Annotated in this window: 17 protein-coding genes; 8 read left to right on the top strand and 9 right to left on the bottom strand. The window is 61.0% G+C overall.

The window, feature by feature from the left end:
* Nucleotides 1-136 precede the first annotated feature (136 nt).
* A complete protein-coding gene (locus ACZYZ4_RS13205) occupies nucleotides 137-1,165 on the top strand; it encodes an aldo/keto reductase (RefSeq protein WP_463861544.1) in 1,029 nt (342 codons plus the stop codon).
* Nucleotides 1,162-1,605, top strand: coding sequence for a carboxymuconolactone decarboxylase family protein (locus ACZYZ4_RS13200; protein WP_463861543.1), 444 nt, complete (start codon nucleotides 1,162-1,164; stop codon nucleotides 1,603-1,605). Before ACZYZ4_RS13205 ends, ACZYZ4_RS13200 begins: the two co-directional genes overlap by 4 nt.
* Before the next feature lie 255 nt (nucleotides 1,606-1,860).
* On the opposite strand, the gene ACZYZ4_RS13195 is transcribed toward ACZYZ4_RS13200, so the two are convergent.
* The 3 genes from ACZYZ4_RS13195 to ACZYZ4_RS13185 form a co-directional block, all read right to left on the bottom strand.
* Complete coding sequence (locus ACZYZ4_RS13195; RefSeq protein ID WP_463861541.1) at nucleotides 1,861-2,085, bottom strand: hypothetical protein; 225 nt, start codon at nucleotides 2,083-2,085, stop codon at nucleotides 1,861-1,863.
* A gap of 877 nt (nucleotides 2,086-2,962) precedes the next feature.
* Complete coding sequence (locus tag ACZYZ4_RS13190; RefSeq protein ID WP_463861540.1) at nucleotides 2,963-3,442, bottom strand: hypothetical protein; 480 nt, start codon at nucleotides 3,440-3,442, stop codon at nucleotides 2,963-2,965.
* Nucleotides 3,443-3,485: 43 nt separating this feature from the next.
* Complete coding sequence (locus ACZYZ4_RS13185; protein WP_463861538.1) at nucleotides 3,486-4,133, bottom strand: hypothetical protein; 648 nt, start codon at nucleotides 4,131-4,133, stop codon at nucleotides 3,486-3,488.
* Nucleotides 4,134-5,121: 988 nt separating this feature from the next.
* Here ACZYZ4_RS13185 and ACZYZ4_RS13180 point away from each other — a divergent pair.
* On the top strand, nucleotides 5,122-5,730 hold the full coding sequence (locus ACZYZ4_RS13180) for a hypothetical protein (RefSeq protein WP_463861536.1): 609 nt from the start codon (nucleotides 5,122-5,124) through the stop codon (nucleotides 5,728-5,730).
* Nucleotides 5,731-6,719: 989 nt separating this feature from the next.
* Here ACZYZ4_RS13180 and ACZYZ4_RS13175 read toward each other — a convergent pair.
* Complete coding sequence (locus tag ACZYZ4_RS13175; protein ID WP_463861534.1) at nucleotides 6,720-6,923, bottom strand: hypothetical protein; 204 nt, start codon at nucleotides 6,921-6,923, stop codon at nucleotides 6,720-6,722.
* 392 nt (nucleotides 6,924-7,315) lie between these two features.
* Here ACZYZ4_RS13175 and ACZYZ4_RS13170 point away from each other — a divergent pair, with 392 nt between their 5' ends.
* Entirely contained in the window at nucleotides 7,316-7,897 is a 582-nt protein-coding gene (locus ACZYZ4_RS13170; RefSeq protein ID WP_463861533.1) for a recombinase family protein, read from the top strand.
* 129 nt (nucleotides 7,898-8,026) lie between these two features.
* On the top strand, nucleotides 8,027-8,317 hold the full coding sequence (locus ACZYZ4_RS13165; protein WP_463861531.1) for a hypothetical protein: 291 nt from the start codon (nucleotides 8,027-8,029) through the stop codon (nucleotides 8,315-8,317).
* A 415-nt stretch (nucleotides 8,318-8,732) separates the two neighbouring features.
* On the opposite strand, the gene ACZYZ4_RS13160 is transcribed toward ACZYZ4_RS13165, so the two are convergent.
* Nucleotides 8,733-9,227, bottom strand: coding sequence for a Mov34/MPN/PAD-1 family protein (locus ACZYZ4_RS13160; RefSeq protein ID WP_463861529.1), 495 nt, complete (start codon nucleotides 9,225-9,227; stop codon nucleotides 8,733-8,735).
* Entirely contained in the window at nucleotides 9,224-10,963 is a 1,740-nt protein-coding gene (locus tag ACZYZ4_RS13155; protein WP_463861527.1) for a ThiF family adenylyltransferase, read from the bottom strand. Before ACZYZ4_RS13155 ends, ACZYZ4_RS13160 begins: the two co-directional genes overlap by 4 nt.
* A 1,022-nt stretch (nucleotides 10,964-11,985) precedes the next feature.
* Between ACZYZ4_RS13155 and ACZYZ4_RS13150 the strand changes: the two genes are divergently transcribed.
* On the top strand, nucleotides 11,986-12,414 hold the full coding sequence (locus tag ACZYZ4_RS13150) for a hypothetical protein (RefSeq protein WP_463861525.1): 429 nt from the start codon (nucleotides 11,986-11,988) through the stop codon (nucleotides 12,412-12,414).
* A gap of 79 nt (nucleotides 12,415-12,493) precedes the next feature.
* Complete coding sequence (locus ACZYZ4_RS13145; RefSeq protein WP_463861553.1) at nucleotides 12,494-12,841, top strand: DUF3846 domain-containing protein; 348 nt, start codon at nucleotides 12,494-12,496, stop codon at nucleotides 12,839-12,841.
* A gap of 490 nt (nucleotides 12,842-13,331) precedes the next feature.
* Here the strand turns inward: ACZYZ4_RS13145 and ACZYZ4_RS13140 are convergent, their stop codons facing one another.
* Nucleotides 13,332-13,835 carry a hypothetical protein gene (locus tag ACZYZ4_RS13140; protein ID WP_463861524.1) on the bottom strand — a complete coding sequence of 168 codons (504 nt, stop codon included), beginning with the start codon at nucleotides 13,833-13,835 and terminating at the stop codon, nucleotides 13,332-13,334.
* 128 nt (nucleotides 13,836-13,963) lie between these two features.
* Nucleotides 13,964-14,755 (bottom strand): DUF2382 domain-containing protein, encoded by a 792-nt coding sequence (locus ACZYZ4_RS13135; protein ID WP_463861522.1) that lies wholly within the window; start codon nucleotides 14,753-14,755, stop codon nucleotides 13,964-13,966.
* Between the two features lie 312 nt (nucleotides 14,756-15,067).
* On the opposite strand from ACZYZ4_RS13135, the gene ACZYZ4_RS13130 reads away from it, so the two are divergent.
* On the top strand, nucleotides 15,068-15,244 hold the full coding sequence (locus tag ACZYZ4_RS13130) for a CsbD family protein (protein ID WP_463861520.1): 177 nt from the start codon (nucleotides 15,068-15,070) through the stop codon (nucleotides 15,242-15,244).
* A gap of 179 nt (nucleotides 15,245-15,423) precedes the next feature.
* On the opposite strand, the gene ACZYZ4_RS13125 is transcribed toward ACZYZ4_RS13130, so the two are convergent.
* Nucleotides 15,424-16,521: a YihY/virulence factor BrkB family protein gene (locus ACZYZ4_RS13125; RefSeq protein WP_463861518.1), complete on the bottom strand. Its 1,098-nt coding sequence runs from the start codon at nucleotides 16,519-16,521 to the stop codon at nucleotides 15,424-15,426.
* Nucleotides 16,522-16,552: the final 31 nt, after the last annotated feature.

The following is a 16,552-nucleotide window of genomic DNA, read 5'->3' as shown; positions in this document are numbered from 1 at the left end:
CCTCCGGGCAGCAATTCATCATGGGTGTATCGCACCCAGGTGCAGCGCTCCCGCGGTGACCCGCGGCCTGTTTGTTCCCTCGAAGTCCTGCAAGGGTTGAGATAACCGACCAACCGCACGATTCCCGGGAGTGAGAATGAGAAATGTCGCGATAGATGCTGCGCACACGATGAGCCAGCGCCTACTTGGCGACCCCGTGGGTGCCATCGGCCTAGGTTGCATGGGCATGAGTGAGTTCTACGGACACACCGACGACGCCCAGTCCACCAAAGTCATCCACGCAGCACTGGACGCCGGCGTGAGCCTGCTGGACACGGCTGACATGTACGGCGACGGTCACAATGAGGAACTTATTGGCCGCGCCTTGGGCCCCCACCGGGATCGTGCTTTTGTCGCCACCAAGTTCGGCATCCGCCGCGAGGGCCGCAGCCGCTGGAATGACGCCAGCGGCGACTACGCACGCGCGGCCTGTGATGCCTCGCTGCGGCGCCTCGGGATCGAGACCATCGATCTCTACTACCTGCACCGGTTAGATGGCCGCACCCCGATCGAAGAAACAATCGGCGCCATGGCAGAGTTGGTTCAGGCCGGAAAAGTGCGCTATATCGGGCTGTCCGAGGTCAATGTGCAGATCCTGCGCCGCGCCAATGCCGTCCATCCAATCACGGCGCTGCAGAGCGAGTTATCGCTGTGGACCAGGGACGTGATCACCGACGGCGTACTCGACGCGGCGCGCGAACTTGGTACCGCCGTCGTCGCCTATTCCCCGCTCGGCCGTGGGCTGCTCACCGGCGAGATCGCCGCGCTGGACAAGGTGGACGACGACGACATCCGACGGATCATGCCCCGGTTCGCGCACGGCAATCTCGAAGCCAATCTGGCACTGCTGGACGCGGTGAGTGCTGTGGCCGAGCGGCATGATGCTACTCGGGGGCAGATCGCCTTGGCCTGGGTCCTTGCCCAGGGCGCGGACGTGATCCCCATTCCCGGAACTAAGAGGGAAGAATACCTGGCCCAGAACATCGCCGCCGACGCCGTCAAACTGTCCCTCGCGCAACTCGAGGCGCTGGACTCGGCCTTCCTCGCGGACAACGTGAAGGGCGCAAGATACCCGGCCGCGACCTTGCCAGACACCCGCCCGATCCAGAAAGGCACATCATCATGACCTCTTCCGAATGGCAACAACCAAGCGAACGCGAACGCCTCGGCGGCGACGTCATGCGCAGCATCGGCCTCGACCCCGAAGCGGTGGTCGCCTCGGTGGCGCCGGTGGACGAGCGATTCGGCCACACGATCGTCGAATACGCCTTCGGCGAGATCATCGCCCGCCCCGAACTGGACCTACGCACCCGGCAATTAGTGACGGTCGCGGTGCTCGCCGCGATAGGCGGTTGCGAGGCCCAGTTAGAAGCGCACATCCCCGCCACACTGCGGGCTGGCGCCACCCGCACGGAGATCATTGCCGTACTCACCCACCTCACCCCGTACGCCGGCATTCCCCGAACGCTGAACGCGCTCTACCTGGCCAAAGGGCTGCTTGCCCCCGACCCAGCTGCCGGTAACGACACCAGCACCGAAATCAACTCCGAACGAAGGTCCGCGTGAGTACAACACCCCAAATGATGCCCCGCGCCGAGGCCGACCGCGGCCAGGGGAGTCGGCTCATCGTGGGAGTTGCAGCCCTGGGCTTCCCTTCGTCCTCATGTCGGACGCGTCAGTGCCCACGTAACACTGCTGCTCCGTGGCATGCTGAGTTCTGCCGGCTACGCATCCCCGGCAGCACTCAGGTGGAGTGAACGAATGGCCCCGGTAAGTACCGGGGCCATTCTCATGCGCTAATCAAACAGAAGCTTCCGTGTCTCATTGTTTCTGTTTTTCTGTGTCTCCGTGCGGGGATGTGGCGGAGCGGTTCGATTGTGCGGGTGGACGTGTAATCGTCCGCACCGCATAGGCGAGGAGCCTGACGGTCCCGGCAAGGACCAGCAGGGCTGTGAAGGCGGTCAGCTGGCCGAGGAACATTAGCAGGGCCACCGCGAGGGTGCCGGTGTACGTCAGGCCAAAGGCCAGGGTGGACGGGTCAGGCATCAGTGGTTGCCCCTGAATCCTTCCGCGCCCGGCGCGGGCGTGGTGACAGGGACAGAGGGCAGAGCAGATCCCTGATATCGGGGTCATCTTCGATGACCAGGCATACTCCGCGTGAATTCATGTGGTCCCCCCGGCCAGTTCCTCACCATTCTATGGCTCTTCCTGTCGGCCCTCCGCCCCAGGAAGAATCACATCAGGTCCGGCGGTGGGGGAGCACGGGGGCCGGGATATGGAGCGCCCCGATGCTATTGGGGGATGCATCGGGGCGCCCGACACAGCATATTAGGAGGATTTTTTCAAGTCAAACTGACTACGACCGCATCGGGGAACCACACCGCCGAGGCCAGGCAGTGCCGAGGATTAATACTGAGCGTTCGTTCGGATGGCGGTTTTCGCAGCTCAGAATAGTGATTCCCCGGTACCGTTCGAGGGTTTTTGACCTCCTACCTGCAGAGCACCCGGACCAATTCCACGACCCTCCGCTAACGGAATGCAGCAGCCACGAACTCGTAGACGTCTCCTAACTTCGAAGGAACTGGGACGCCCAAATCTCATTCGTAGCTCGGAAGGCGCAAAGTCTTTGGACCCAACCCTTCCAAGCTGCCGAGAATGGCATCGAATTCGTGAAGAACAACGCAGCATCCGACGTCATAGACCTGGAAGGCATCATTCGTGGAGTACACCACCTTCTGAGCAGGGGCATTAAAGCCGCTAGGACTGCTGCTGTTTGGTGTGGTGTGGCGAGGGCGGTAGGAGTCGGTGCCGGTTTCGATGATGGCTCCGTTGAAGTGAACAAGCCAGAACGAGAGGACAGGTTGCATCCCCCGTGAGAGCTAAGTGCAGCACGGCTGGCTGCTTAAAGGCGTTCAGCGTTCCGTCACGGGGTGCGATGGACGTGGTAACAGGAGGGGCAGTTCATTGAACGTGCTGTTCGAATGGCCAGATCATTGATCTCCAGCAGTACGTCGTCCTTGACGTCTTCCCACCTGCTCTCTCGGTCGATAAATACGGACCAGGCTTGTGGGACTAGGTCCTTGCCCAGGACAATGACCGAAGCCCTTATGGATAGACCCCAGTGCTTGATCATGTTGAAGTCGCCCCGAGGATGGTTATCGGCGGTTTGCACGATCTTCAACGCATGATCGAGCTGCATCTGCAGCTGAGCCTGCTCACGGGTGAAGGCCCGCTCGTCCTCCATCGCAGCCGTAGCCTCCCGACGATCACTGTCCGCGCGTTCATCAGCAGCCCGGCGATCACCCACCGCCAGCGACATCGCAGTTGCACGGTCCCTTTTGCCGTTGGCCAAGGCAACCAACAGGCCTGCGACAGTGACTAGTGCAAGGAAAATTTGGACCAAGTTGCCAACGGCAGGGTTAGTCAGGGCATTTATCACTGCGCCCTCAGCTTCCGCTTATGGGCGCTGAGGAGCCCAGTGTCAGCTTCTGTGTGCGTTCGAACTGATCAAGGATCTTGATGAAGTTCTTCACACTGTCCTCGCTCTTCTGCCGACGTACGTAGGCCAGGACCACGCTGCGATCGTACTGACCGAGCGCGGCGAGCTTCTTGAGATGGCCGATCGTCATCCGCTCGGCGATGTTATCGTGCCAGCCCTTATAGCCTTCGAATAGGATCCCGTCGAGCTCCTTGCGTCCGGCGTCTGTGAGATTCGTTGACATCACTACCCCCGTCACCACGTTGTACGCCCCAACAAGTTGAGCCCACCCCGCGTAGGATTCAGTCGGCCACTCGACGACTATGATGATGCTCTTTTTCAAGCGCGTGACTTTGCTCATCACCTTGTAGGTCGGGCAATAGGCGAAGACAACTCCGCCATCGACGACGCTGCCGCTGCGCTCGGTAACGGCGGGTACCTTTTGGAGGCTATCGGGAACGTTCGACTTCATATTGCACACAACCGTCAACCGGGCACGGTGCTCCTTTTGAAGGTACAGCGCCAGCTGAGGGGTGTGCTGGTAGACGGGTTTATCGTCCACCCACGGAACGTAGATGAACTGGTGACTGAGAACCTCGTCCTCTAGTGATGTCATTGGTTTCCCTTCCTTGGGAGTTGCCCCGATGATAGGACACGGCACCGACATTCCGGGGCGCAGTAATGGTTGGTGGGCCCGTGCCGTCGGTGTGGCGGGCCATTCCGGCTTCAGCGGCCGTCGGTTCCGAGGAGGACATCAGCGCCCGATGGCAAGCCGGTGCACCACAGCTGGGGCGCCTTGGCCGGCCCAGCTTTCGCTCCATTGGGGCAGTGTCCCACTGGGAATGTCCCGGTTCTAAGGAAGTGGGACACTAGGTCGACCAAGTGCTCATTCAAGATGTATGGGCGTCCGCTGGCGCGGGCGGCTGTTGGGGTTCGGTCTGACGTCGCAGAGCCCCGCCTTGCCCTACCCTCTTGCGTCGACGGCGATGCTCCTATAGCTGTCAATTGGCAGTCTGCCCGCAGAATTGCAGCAGGGACCGGAACCTACCTTGTGCTGGAGTCTTGGTAGTAAGCAAACGATTAAGAAAGCATTTCACTACTTGTAAATCTCTTGACGAGAGTTGTTGAGCCTCAGTCTTCGATCATCGTATGCCGGCGACGGCATCGAGGATTGGGGAAACGTGGCAAAGAATCGAGCTCTATTGGGATGTCTATTGGTAGCTGGCATAGTTGTCGGCGCGCCGACGGCGGCGTACGCTGCCGACATCTCTTACGCCTACAATAAGCCGCTCACACAGGGGCAGATTGCCTACAGCGGCTACGGTGGGACGAACATTGGGGGGCTAGGGCGGATGAGTTCCACGTTTGGTGGAACGCTGCATCTCCGGACGAAGGGTGACAACAGCGGCTATACGTATGGAGGCATAGACCTGGCTAACAATGCCCACGCCAGGTTTACGCATCTTCCAGCGGGCCCGACTCATGGTGAATGCTCCTGGAGCTATGGCATCTATATTCAGGGCACGGTTCAGGTGAATTGTTCCCGAACCCGCCAGTAGCCGAGAGCACATGACCATTGCACACCCTTATTTGAGGAGAATCGTATGAACTTCGGATCAAAGAAAAATGCTTCGCTTATTGCTCTTGCGGCGTCGTTCGCGGCTGTCGGAATTGCTGTTTCGGCTTCCCCGGTTTTGGCAGCACCTGAGGGGTCGTTGGCAGCGGATGTACTTGTTCCAGCACTGGGTGAAGCTCAGGCGGCGAATGATTTGCCGGCGGCGCACGTAAACAAGAGTGAGGCAGTCTCGGTTTTGCCAGCTGATTCCCTAAGGGCTCTGGCCAAAACCGATCGCGCTTCGTATTATGCCGCTTTGGGCCCCGACCGTTCAGAAATCTGTCTCGTCGTAGTCATGGACGGGCCATCTGAAAGTGTTGCATCAGTCTGCACTTCCCGCCCGAATTTCAAAGAGCATGGACTGTCGGTTCGACTTCTGGGGGACGAGACTAAGGGCGAGGTTCCTGTAAACGCGTATCTGCTCCCCGCTGACGTTGACCTACAAGCCACCCCAGGACTTTCGGCTCTGAAGACTGAGAACGCTGGTAGCAGAGGTGATCACCTTATTGTCGGCGATGAAGCCCTGACGGTTCCTTCCCGAGTAGAAGTCCCAAGGGATTCCACCAACAGGCCATTCGTTTTGGACAGGATTGGCTAATTCTTTGCGTAACCGAACACTGCTAACCACGTTTTCGGCATCTTTACTAGTGCTCCTGTGGACCCTTCTAGTCGGAATGATGACAACCAGGATTGAGGATGCAAAGGGCGGGCTACTTTCAGATCTGATGGGGACACCCCAGATGGCTGTGACGCCACGCTTCGCATGGGAATATTACCTGGCCATTGTTCTTCTGACAGCAGCGGTTTCGTGGGTGCTGTGGGACAAAATCTTCCCGCGGAACCGCACGGAGTCTAAAGCTCCTATCTGGAGCGCGGCAGGGACGATCATAGGCCTTCTAGTCGTCGCTGTGGCGTCCGGCCGAGGAGTGCTACGCGAGTCTGAATTCACGGATCCTATCTTCATCCAGTGGTTACTTGATGGGGCGGTTTCAATAGCGTCGATTACCCTCTTGGGCGCCGTCTTGGCGTGGTCCTTGGTCGCGCCCAAATTGCATTCAAACGATTCACAGGAAAGTGCCACGGACACGATGAGCGGAGGCCCACGTCCATGATCGCCCAAGTTCTTCCTTACTAAGGAAGACGAACACGGCAACACGAGGGTCTGTTCGGAAGGAGTACTTCCGAACAGACCCTCGTGTTTGGTGTGGCCAGATACTGCTGACGTGCCCTGCTCGAACCGGCCTACATGCTGTTCCCGCCTCCCTACGTCCCCGGCCTGTCAGAAGGTCAGGGACTGGACCTTCTGGGAATCGGCTTGATAGCTGGATCGTGGATAGGTGCCCTCGCCGGCGTTGTTTTCGCGCTGATGACCGTAGCGGGTTCGTCGATCGTGCGCGTTCGTACTATCAAACAGCTGGCAACCGTAGTGCCCAGTGTGCCTGTTAGGCGGTCGTCTGCGACAAGCTGAGGGTACCGGACGTGCAGGGCGGCACCGATGTCGTTGGAATCCTTGGCCACAACTTTTCAAACTGCCCGACGAGGGGCGCGACACAGTTGTGCGTCCCGGGGCACAAGCTCTGACAACTGCTAGCGTCGTTCGCGGTTTCCGAACTCTTCATCGAGCTCATAGTGCCGGAACTCAGTCTCCGGGTTCGACTCTCCCTCAGAGATGACCTCATAGTCGAGCTGGCGCTGAACTTGGCTGTCCAAGACCTGCAGTTGCCGATCTCCGACCTCGGTCAGGTCCTGGGGAAAATCATCCTCCGGGGTGAGATGCAACTTATCGGTCATCGTGTCCTTCAAAACGCCATGCCGGTTCAACTCCGGGCTCCTGCAATGTCCAAATTCTATGGGCATCGGGGCGGGAACGACTCCCTTGTATCAGTGAATTGCCGCGCCAAGCGTCATCTGCAGAGTTGGTGGTGGTTCCATGGAATCAACCGTAGCGCCCGGTGTGACTGTAAGGCGGCCGTCGTTATGTTCTTACAAACGAAGGATTTCAAGAACAGGTGCATTTGAGAATCCTTGGTCGTGCAACGAGGTGCCGCAAAGCGATGTCCCTCGGCGGAAAACCGCCGTCGTGACGACAAACGCCGGCCACAGGCCGTGGTTCTCATAAATAGTTCTCAAAACTGTAGAGTCGAGCTAGGAGCCCGAATCGAGTTTTGAGAAGAGAAACCCCTATGGCTGCACACCGCATCGGCTATGCCAGAGTGTCCACGCGCGACCCGAACCTTGATCTGCAGTTGGCCGCCTTAAAAGGTGCAGGATGCGATCGCATCTTTGAAGACACAATGAGCGGCACTAAGGCCGGCCGCCCAGGTCTCGCCAAAGCGCTGGAAACACTCCGCGAGGGAGACACTCTCATCGTGTGGAAGCTGGACCGTCTTGGCCGCAGCGTGAAGAACCTCCTGGATTTCGCCGGAGGCCTGCACGAGCGCGGCATTGGTTTTGTCAGCCTCACCGACTCGATCGATACCACCACCGCCTCCGGACGCTTCTTCTTCAACGGGATGGCCTCCCTGGCGCAGATGGAACGCGAGCTCATGGTCGAACGCACCCAGGCAGGCCTACAGGCAGCGCGCGAACAGGGCCGGGTCGGCGGACGCAAGCGTGTAATGACTGAGGCCAAGATCCGCTCAGCTCGGAAGCTCCTCAACCAGGGAACGCCGGCAAAGGAAGTTGCCGCCAGCCTCGGCGTCTCGGTGCCCACACTGTACCGCTGGGTCCCGGCGACGAACCCTGAAGCAGTTGCAGTCCCGTAGCTCGGCCTTTGGTGCAGACGACTGTTGAAAAAATGCATGACGGTGCACAGGACTTCTGACATCCCGATGTCAACAGTCCTCTGCACTCGCCCCGTTCACTGCCGGAGCTCCGTCCGGGACGGGAGCGTCATGCGGGGCGAGCACGGCCACGTCACCTCCACGGACGCATCCGATGACGAGGCGGAGTTCTTCAACGTCTACGAGCCCGACCGGGACGGACTGCCCGAGGCGGTCAGCGACCACCTGACCCGGGGGACGGCGCAGCGCGTGGTGGAGGACCGTCTGAGTGCCGCGAAGGGGCAGGCAGGGGAGCCTCTGCAGGACGACCAGGTGCGGGATCGGCTGTCGCGCCTCCGCAAGGGGACCGTCTACCGGGCAGTCCAACGCGCTGGCGACCCTGACGCCGCCACCACCAAGTAGCGGCCGACCTACGCGAGCCCATCCGTTGCGGCTGGTGACAGCACCGTTACCAGCACCCCCAATAGGTGCCGGCTCTTCCGCCGTCCCAGATGAACGGAAAAGGGTGTCGCGCCTGTTGGGGACAGGCGGGGATGACCTACGCCAACCGCTGGGGCTCACCCAAAGGATCGAGCGTCCACTCCACTCGCTTCGCTCCGTGGCCGGCTGTCAGGTCCAGGTCGTGCCGTCGCAGAGCTCCTGCCTACCCTGGCCTTGGTGTGTCCACGACGTTTTGGCTGCTGTCCTGACGGAATGTACGTGCCCCCTCCGCCCGCCTAGCCCCATTTCGTCATGCTCACACCCGCCATATTGGATCGTTCGGATACCTCGGGGGAGCAGGGGGGGGCAGGGAACTTTGGGAGTAGCTCGAATGGGGCTACTCCCATCCCTGGAGCCCAGGCGCTGCGATCGTCTTCAGCTGCTGAACTTGGTCCTCAAAACATCCATGGCCGCTGCTGAAGAAATGACTCACTGCGATCCACTGCCTGCCGGCAGGCTGTCCTAGGATCATCATGATCGGGTTCGGACAGCGAGCATTCGAGGTTCGGGAGATCCCTGCTAGCGTTTGCAGGTCTTGCTTGCTGAGATCCGTATGCCCGGCGGGATGGGTATGCCAGTCGCCGAGGTAGGACAACCTTCGACCGGATCGCTCGTAGAGCAGGGCGATGTTTTTTTGCTGCCAGATGCTGTCGGGCTCGAATGACCTGGCCTTATGTATGGCGTTGGGGCCGGGTCCGATTACGTTGGTTACGCAAATGTTCCCGTCAGAGCTCCAGCCAAGGAGCACGCCCCCTGTTTCCATGGGCACCCTTGAGGTTGCCTCTTGGAGTAGAAACTCTACGACTCCGTTGCCCAACCACACTGTTGTCATGCATGCACGCAACCTGGATGTTTGGCGATTTCATGCTTCGTCCAAACCGGGAGATCGGCCCCAACGTCGTCCCCTATAGATAGGACAACTGCGTTGTGTGTGGGGCGACCAGTGAGAACTGCAGTCGCTGTCCTTACCGCTTGAAGTGCTACCTCATCCAAGTCGTGCGCCGCTCCTGTGAAAGTGGGTTCCGCGCAGCCAACGGGTTGGGTCATCTTCGAGGCGGCAGCTGGCGCCAGTAGCACTTCAGGAGCGCCTGCACGGTGCCATTCGAAGCACGAGAAACACCACTCTGCCGCTGTCGGAACGTGCACGACGGTGCCGCCACGAGCTCCATTGGTCGCTTCTGCAACAATCCACTCACTTCCGCTCCGGGCTGCCAGCGCAGCCGTTAGGCGTTGAACGCCGACCTCGGCGGTGGCATCAATGACCAAGTCGCAGGCGGTAAATTCTTCAGCGAGAAGCTCTGATCCAGCAAGGGGGCCGCCAATTGGGAGGGTTAGACCCTTGGCCTTGATGTACGGGTTTATTTGCCGCACAAGCGTGCAGGCAGCCCCGGCCTTGGTAGTGCCTACCTGAGTCATGTTGCACGCATGACGGGCAAGGTTTCCAGGCTCCAGCACATCTTTGTCTATGACGGTTAGACGTCCAAGACCTGCCCGGGCGAGCTTTTCGGCAATGATGCTGCCAAGAGCTCCCGCGCCTAGCAGCAGAACCTGTTTTTCTCCGAGGCCGGAGAGGCGGGGGGTCCTGGCACGCATGTCCGATTGACCAATTCTGCCTGCGCGCACCAGCTGAAATTCAGGTGCGGCTTGGCGTGGAGAATTTCTCGCCGGGTTACCTGACCGACGGTCCTTGCCTTTGGGCTTGAGCGGATCTCCCCAGTGCTTTACAACCAAGATCCAGCCCGTGCCGGTGTTGCCTCGAGAGTGCTCTTCGGGAAACGCGACAAGACGGAACTGACAGTTCCTGCCGTTGGCTGTCATAGCCTCTGAAAAGGTCCGATCAGCCTCTTCTGCGGCCCGCCAAATGGCCTCAGGGTTGTCTTCCCTGATTGGGGCACGCACAGTGCTCCATCGGGCATTCAGAATGGGAAAATGACCGTACAGTTCCTGCACTTCGCTTGCCATGCTGGCAAAAGTTCCACCGCCGTCGTTCGCCAGTTCCCGGACACAGAACAATGTCTGTGAGCCGTCTTCGCTTGGAACTGGACCAGTCACGTTGATTTTCGCAGGTCCAGCTGCTGGATGCTGCGGCTGAGCCCATTCGCTGTCAACCAACACCATCGCCGTACTCCGGAACACCGTGTAGTACTCAGAGAATGGCTCTCCTTGGTCTTCCTCACCTTCGCCGGGCGTCGGGGAAGTTCCGCGTTCCAAGGCTTTGGGAAGCTGAAATTCAATGAGCCAGGCCAACGTGTCTCTGGTGTTCCAAGCATCAGAAGAACGACCGATCAAGCAGACGTTCTTCCCGAACGGATGCTGGTGGTGACCCATGCTCAACTCAGGCGCCACGACTTCCGGACGGGTATAGGGGTAAAAGTCAGGAAAGGTAGCTTCCAAGCGGACGTTCCCAAAGCGGGAGATCGAATCTGGAACGGTAAATTTCCAGCGGATGATCCCATCGGCTTTCGCCGATTGATCCTCTTCAAACGTAATCCCGAGCGACTGGAGCGCTGCAGCTTCTTGCTCCAGCCGCTCGGGGTACGTCTCCCACCAATGGGGAAATGTCGTCATCAGTTAGCCCACGGGCCTGTGGCCAGGCGGGTTCGGGGGATTAGGCGGGCCCGCCGGCACGTCCGGCTTCTCGGGGTACTCGGGATGTGTAGGGTGCTCCGGATGCGTTGGGTGCTCCGGCTTCGTTGGGTGCTCCTCAGGCTTGGCCATAAGACGCACCTCCTTTCTATACGTGGGAGACGGGCGCCTCCACTTCACACAGCATGGCAGGAGCCTCCGACAATTTTGCGATTTCAGCTCTGGGCCGACAGCAAACCACCCGTGGTGTGCGGGGGAGCGGCTCACCCAAAGGATCGGGCGTCCACTCCGCTTCGCTCCGTGGCCGGCTGTTGGGTCCAGGTCGTGCCGTCGCAGAGCTCCTGCCCACCCTGCCCTGGTGTGTCTACGACGTTTTGGCTGCTGTCCTGACGGATTGTACGTGCCCGATCCGGCCCGCCCTAGCCCCTCCTTCGTCGGGGCCTGCGTGCCAGGAAATGTCCCTGCGGCGCTCCTGCGTCGCTGATTTCCTCCGGGAATTTCCTGTCCCTTGCCCAAGGGTAGACAGGCCTCCGTCGGGCACAGCTCCGCAAGCTTCGCCAGCAGCCAAAACAACGGGGGGAGAGGGGAAGCTGGCCACTCACCACGAGCGCCCCACCCACCAAAAAGGAGCACGCCATGACCACCCCAGAGCAATACCGCCACGCCGCCAGAGCAAGAACCACCACGGGGCCGGATCCCTAACGAACGGCGCTGGAATCCATTGACAACATCATTGAGATTCCTTCGGATTGTACGTGTCCGCTCCAGCCCGTCTAGCCCCTCCTACGTCGGGGCCTGCACCCCGGAAAGTCCTCTCCGGCGCTCCTGCGTCGCTGATTTCCTCCGAAGATTTCCCGGGCCTTGCCCTGCGGGTAGACAGGCCTCCGTCGGCCACAGCTCCGCAAGCTTCGCCAGCAGCCAAAAAACAACGGGGGAGAAGGGGAGCAGCTGGCCGAGTTACGCCGTCCCCTCGCCCTCACGTCTCGGACAAAAGGACACAAACCATGAACGCGATCACTACCGCAACGATCACCACCAAAGACACCGCCGAAGTCCTGTTCGGCGTGCCGGTGTTGGGCGATTACCACATGAACACCGGCTACGACTGGATGGAGGACATCGCCGCCGCTGGCTGGGTTGTCCTCCCCTCGTGGGGGTGCGATGGCTGGGACGTCGGCCAGTGGCCCTACGTCATGCTGGCCCTGCTCCGCACGAACGATGCCGAGGGCGCACTGTTCGCCATGGCCACCTACTGCGAAGGCGACGTAAAAACCACGTACTACCGCGCACAGTCCGCACAGTGGGCAGCGATCATCGCTTACGCGTTCTGGCAGTGGAAGAACGGCCAGGCACAAGGCCCGGACGACCTGCCCGAGACGGTGGAAGACCTGCCCGCCAGGTACTGCACCCCGTACACGGCCACCGGCCACTAACAACCCTCACCCCAAGGAACAAGCGGAGAGGGTGCCCCGCCCCCAAGGCCAGGGCACCCTCTCCCACACTTGAAAGGATATAGACCACATCATTCCCGCCGACCCCGCCGCACCGCCACGGGTCGAGAGCATCAGCGATGACCTGGGGACCCTGCAGACCCTCGTGGGCGGCAACATTGAAGCCGTCAGCGGGGAGGACTGGCATTTCTACCTCAACGAGGAAGGCAAGATCCTCGGGCTGAGGCCCAACGTCAGGGCCGCTCAGCTCGTCTGGGAACTCACCGGAATTCTGACCGATATCTACTGCGGCGACACGGCGTTCCTGGGCGAAGACGGCCACGGCGAAGAGGCAGATGTCCCCGACCATGTGGTGGCCATTGCTGAACAGTTGTTCGGCCTGAGCCAGCCCACCCGCTGGACACCCTAGGGAGCGGGTCCGGGAAGTGACCGAACCCGCTCCCCTACCCGTCCCGCCGAAAGTGCGGGCGGGCCACCGCCAACCGTGCCCGACACCGGACGTACTCACCGGGCGGCGGCCCGCCGATCCACCGGTAACACTTCCTCCCACCACAAGTGCCGTGCTGCCCCTGTCAGACCCGGCAACTATGCTGATGACCGTTCCCCTCTCCAGCGCGGGGAACCCCGAGAGCCGGCATGGCCCCCTGTGCCGGCTCTCCCCACTACGGAACACCCGCAGCGATGATGCTGCCTTCCATGGTTTCCTTTGTCCGAGGAAACGGGAGAGGCCGACACCCCACCAGGTGCCGGCCTCTCCGCTCTTAAAGGGTGGTTGTAAAAGTGAAATATCCGACGGTAGGACCGGCTGGCTAATCGCGGCCGGAACGATCGTTATTCGTTAGTACCACGATGAGAATTGAGAATGCTGCAGACGAGGTCATGCCCGTCGATGACAGCAGCTAAATGGGCGTGGAGAACTGGGAGGCGGCAGGATCGTCGGGGACCGCTCCGCTCTCAGGTGCCCGTTCAAGTGGACGCTCGTATGGCGGTTCCCCGGCAGAGCGAAGGGCGCGCCAGAGTGTGGCACCGGAAAGCGCCGCGGCTGCCAGGATTCCGGCAATCAGCCAAGGCTTTAGGGATGGCCGCCCAGACGCCGCGCCCAGGTCCGGGGCCGGAACGTTAGCCTGCGTGATCCGCGTTATCCGGTCATGGAGTCGGGGAGTCACGGTCTCCACCCCGCCTGCCAGCTCGTCGGCGATCGTGCGCAGGCTCGCTTGAATCCGGGGAGATGCTGCCTCAAGGCCGCTGTCTATTCCGGTCAGCGCCCGGTGCAGAGCAGCTTCAATTCCGGGTGTTGCCCACTCCCTCCCCTTGGTCAGATGCGTGCGGAGATTTTCCTGAAGATGATGGACTCGGGCGGTAGGGACGGTGGCGGTAGGGATGGTGTTGTGTGATACATGCACGGGTGCCTCCAGAGGGGGTGGATGTCAACGCATGGCTGATGGTTCTCTGCAACAACAGCCTTGTTTGCAGAGACGTGCGAGGGCCCGGGTCGAAGCCCGGGCCCTCGGCTTCTGTTGATCCGGTCCTGTTATCGGCGGGTTTCGCCGCGGTCGGTGTCGGTTTCGATGTTTTCCTTGCGGACTTCCTCCTCGACGGTGGCCTCGTCGGTCACGGTGTCCTTCTCTAGCCGGACGCGTTCGACCGGGACGGTTTCCTTCTCCACCACGGGGCGTTCCTCGTGCAGGGTGATCTCGTGCTCGTCCTCGGTGATGTCCTGGCCGGACATCGCGGCGCCGTTGTTCTCTTCGGTGATGGGTTCGCGTTCGAGCCGGACTTTCTCACGCCGCACGGGAACGGTCTGGGTGACGTTCTCGGTCGTGACATATTTGCGCAGCCGGGCCCTGCCTACTTCCTGCTTCTCGGTGCCTACGTTGAGGCGTTCCTCCGAGCGGGTCATCGCATCATCGGCTCCGGTCCGGGAGGTGCCGCGTCCGGTTCCGGTGGTTTGGTCGGTGTCATACGTGTCTGTCCGGCGGGTGGCGTCGGTGTAGGTGGTGTCCCGGCCTGTGAGCCCGTAGTGGGCGTAGAGGCGGTCTTCTTCGGAAGGCTCCAGGTGTCCGTCCTCCGCGACCTGGGGGGCGTCCTTGACCTGGTCCTTGGTGTAGGGGACGAGGATGTCGTTGCCTTCGACCCGCGCGCCCTCGAGCGGGACGAACGATTCGGAGGTGCCGAACAGCCCGGTCTTGACCGTGACAAAGGTGGGCTCGCCGCTGTTGTCGTCGGCGTAGACCTGACCGATGGAACCGATTTTGTCCCCGTCGGTGGTTAGGACGTTACCGCCGGCGTTGACCACACCGTCAATGTTTTCCCTGGTGAACATGTTGTCTCTCCTTGGATCTTGTTGTGGGTGATGCGTGGATTCAGGTGTCGCGTTGATCCGGGTGTCAGGTTTGTTGCGTTAGCCACGAGCCGGGCGGCTGTGTCTTCCCTGAATGCCGTCAAGTGAGGCCGGCCCAGAATGCCCTCCCAAGCCGTGGAAGGAGGAGGGGCGGACCCGCCGCTGGAAGCCGTCTGGCAGGTCTTCAATAGTTATCCCATAAGCATACTTACTATCCTGTTGATGTGGTGGCTACGATGGAAGTGTTAGCCGCCGGCAGCAGCCGGCGGGGCGCGGACCATAGGGAGAGACACCATGGGTTTGGACGACAAAATCAAAAACACCGCGGACAAGCTGGGCGGCAAGGGCAAAGAAGCCGCCGGCGAGGCCAGGGGCGATGAGAGGCTGAAGGCCGAGGGTAAAGGCGACCAGGCCAAGGCGGATCTGAAGCAGGCCGGGGAAAAGGTCAAGGACGCCTTCAAGAAGGACTGACCGCAGCCCCATGCCTGCATAAATGAACGACAACGCATAGTGTTTGGGTGCAACTCCTCCGGGATTTGCACCCTTTCATCCTTCCCGTACGAACTTTTGCCCTGGGGCCGCGTTGCGGCCCCAGGGCCAGTCATGAAGATGACGGCTACCGCAGGTCCCCGGGCAGGCTGTTACATTGGTCAGGGCCGCGGGTTTCGGTCGTCTCGCTTGTCTGTGTCTTCGTCGTGCTGCTCGCGGAGCTCGCGGCCGCGGCGGATGTCTTCCTCTTCCTGCTGGTGGAGTTTGTCGCTCTTCTTCGTGCCGCGGGGCGGCAGTTGGAGGGTTTCCTCGGCCTCTATGCCGGCCTGGAGTTCCCGGCCGCGCTCCATCTCGGCGTCGAACTCGGCGCCGAACAGCAGGGACATGTTGAGGATCCAGAGCCACAGGAGCATGACGATCACGCCACCGATGGCCCCGTAGGTCTTGTTGTAGTTGCTGAAGTTGGCCACGTAGAACGCAAATCCCAGTGAGGCCAGCACGAAGGCGATCAGCGCGATGAAGGAGCCGATGCTCATCCAGCGGAACTTCGGCTGACGGACGTTGGGTGTGGCGTAGTAAAGAACGGCGATGACCACAATGACCAGCAGGATGATGACGGGCCACTTGGCGATGTTCCAGACGGTCAGCGCCACCCCGCCGAGTCCCAGGACGCCGCCGACCGCTTCGGCCACAGGGCCGCTGATCACCAGCATGGCCGCGAGCAGCGCGACGATGACCACGGCAAACACCGTCACGCCGAGCATGGTCCCCCGGAGCTTGACGAAGCCGCGGCCTTCATCGATTTCGTAAACCCGGTTCATGGCACGGCCGAACGCACCCACGTAGCCGGACGCGGACCACAGGGCCGTGGCGAGGCCGATCACCAGGGTGAAACCGGCCGCCGGGGAAGTGGTGAGTTCCTCAATGGGTTGCTTGATGATGTCCACCGTGGAGCCGGGCGCGATGTTCTGGACGATGCCCAGGAGCGCGGCCGTGGTTTTCTCTGCCTGGCCAAAGATGCCGAGCAGGGAAACCAGGGCCAGCAGCGCCGGGAAAAGGGACAGGACAGCGTAGTAGGTCAGCCCTGCGGCGAGGTCGGGGCACCGGTCTTGGCTGAACTCTCGCAGTGATTTCCTGGCGATGTACTTCCAGGACGGTTTAGTCAGGTCCTTGGGGCTGTCGGGCTTGCGCTCGTCGTCCGGAGCCGGCGCGGTGTCCGCTTTGGCTCTGCTGGATTCCGGGGCGTCATTCGTGGTCATTTTGACCATCCTTTCCGGAGCTGTGCAGCGG

It is taken from the genome of Pseudarthrobacter adonitolis (assembly GCF_055412845.1).
Note: the sequence above shows the minus strand (reverse complement) of the source record. Positions and strands in the feature narration are given on the sequence as shown.

Coding starts and splice junctions, on each gene's coding strand:
- ACZYZ4_RS13205 (WP_463861544.1), top strand. CDS start 137: ATGAGAAATGTCGCGATAGATGCTGCGCACACGATGAGCCAGCGCCTA.
- ACZYZ4_RS13200 (WP_463861543.1), top strand. CDS start 1,162: ATGACCTCTTCCGAATGGCAACAACCAAGCGAACGCGAACGCCTCGGC.
- ACZYZ4_RS13195 (WP_463861541.1), bottom strand. CDS start 2,085: ATGCCTGACCCGTCCACCCTGGCCTTTGGCCTGACGTACACCGGCACC.
- ACZYZ4_RS13185 (WP_463861538.1), bottom strand. CDS start 4,133: ATGACATCACTAGAGGACGAGGTTCTCAGTCACCAGTTCATCTACGTT.
- ACZYZ4_RS13180 (WP_463861536.1), top strand. CDS start 5,122: ATGAACTTCGGATCAAAGAAAAATGCTTCGCTTATTGCTCTTGCGGCG.
- ACZYZ4_RS13175 (WP_463861534.1), bottom strand. CDS start 6,923: ATGACCGATAAGTTGCATCTCACCCCGGAGGATGATTTTCCCCAGGAC.
- ACZYZ4_RS13170 (WP_463861533.1), top strand. CDS start 7,316: ATGGCTGCACACCGCATCGGCTATGCCAGAGTGTCCACGCGCGACCCG.
- ACZYZ4_RS13165 (WP_463861531.1), top strand. CDS start 8,027: ATGCGGGGCGAGCACGGCCACGTCACCTCCACGGACGCATCCGATGAC.
- ACZYZ4_RS13160 (WP_463861529.1), bottom strand. CDS start 9,227: ATGACAACAGTGTGGTTGGGCAACGGAGTCGTAGAGTTTCTACTCCAA.
- ACZYZ4_RS13155 (WP_463861527.1), bottom strand. CDS start 10,963: ATGACGACATTTCCCCATTGGTGGGAGACGTACCCCGAGCGGCTGGAG.
- ACZYZ4_RS13150 (WP_463861525.1), top strand. CDS start 11,986: ATGAACGCGATCACTACCGCAACGATCACCACCAAAGACACCGCCGAA.
- ACZYZ4_RS13135 (WP_463861522.1), bottom strand. CDS start 14,755: ATGTTCACCAGGGAAAACATTGACGGTGTGGTCAACGCCGGCGGTAAC.
- ACZYZ4_RS13130 (WP_463861520.1), top strand. CDS start 15,068: ATGGGTTTGGACGACAAAATCAAAAACACCGCGGACAAGCTGGGCGGC.
- ACZYZ4_RS13125 (WP_463861518.1), bottom strand. CDS start 16,521: ATGACCACGAATGACGCCCCGGAATCCAGCAGAGCCAAAGCGGACACC.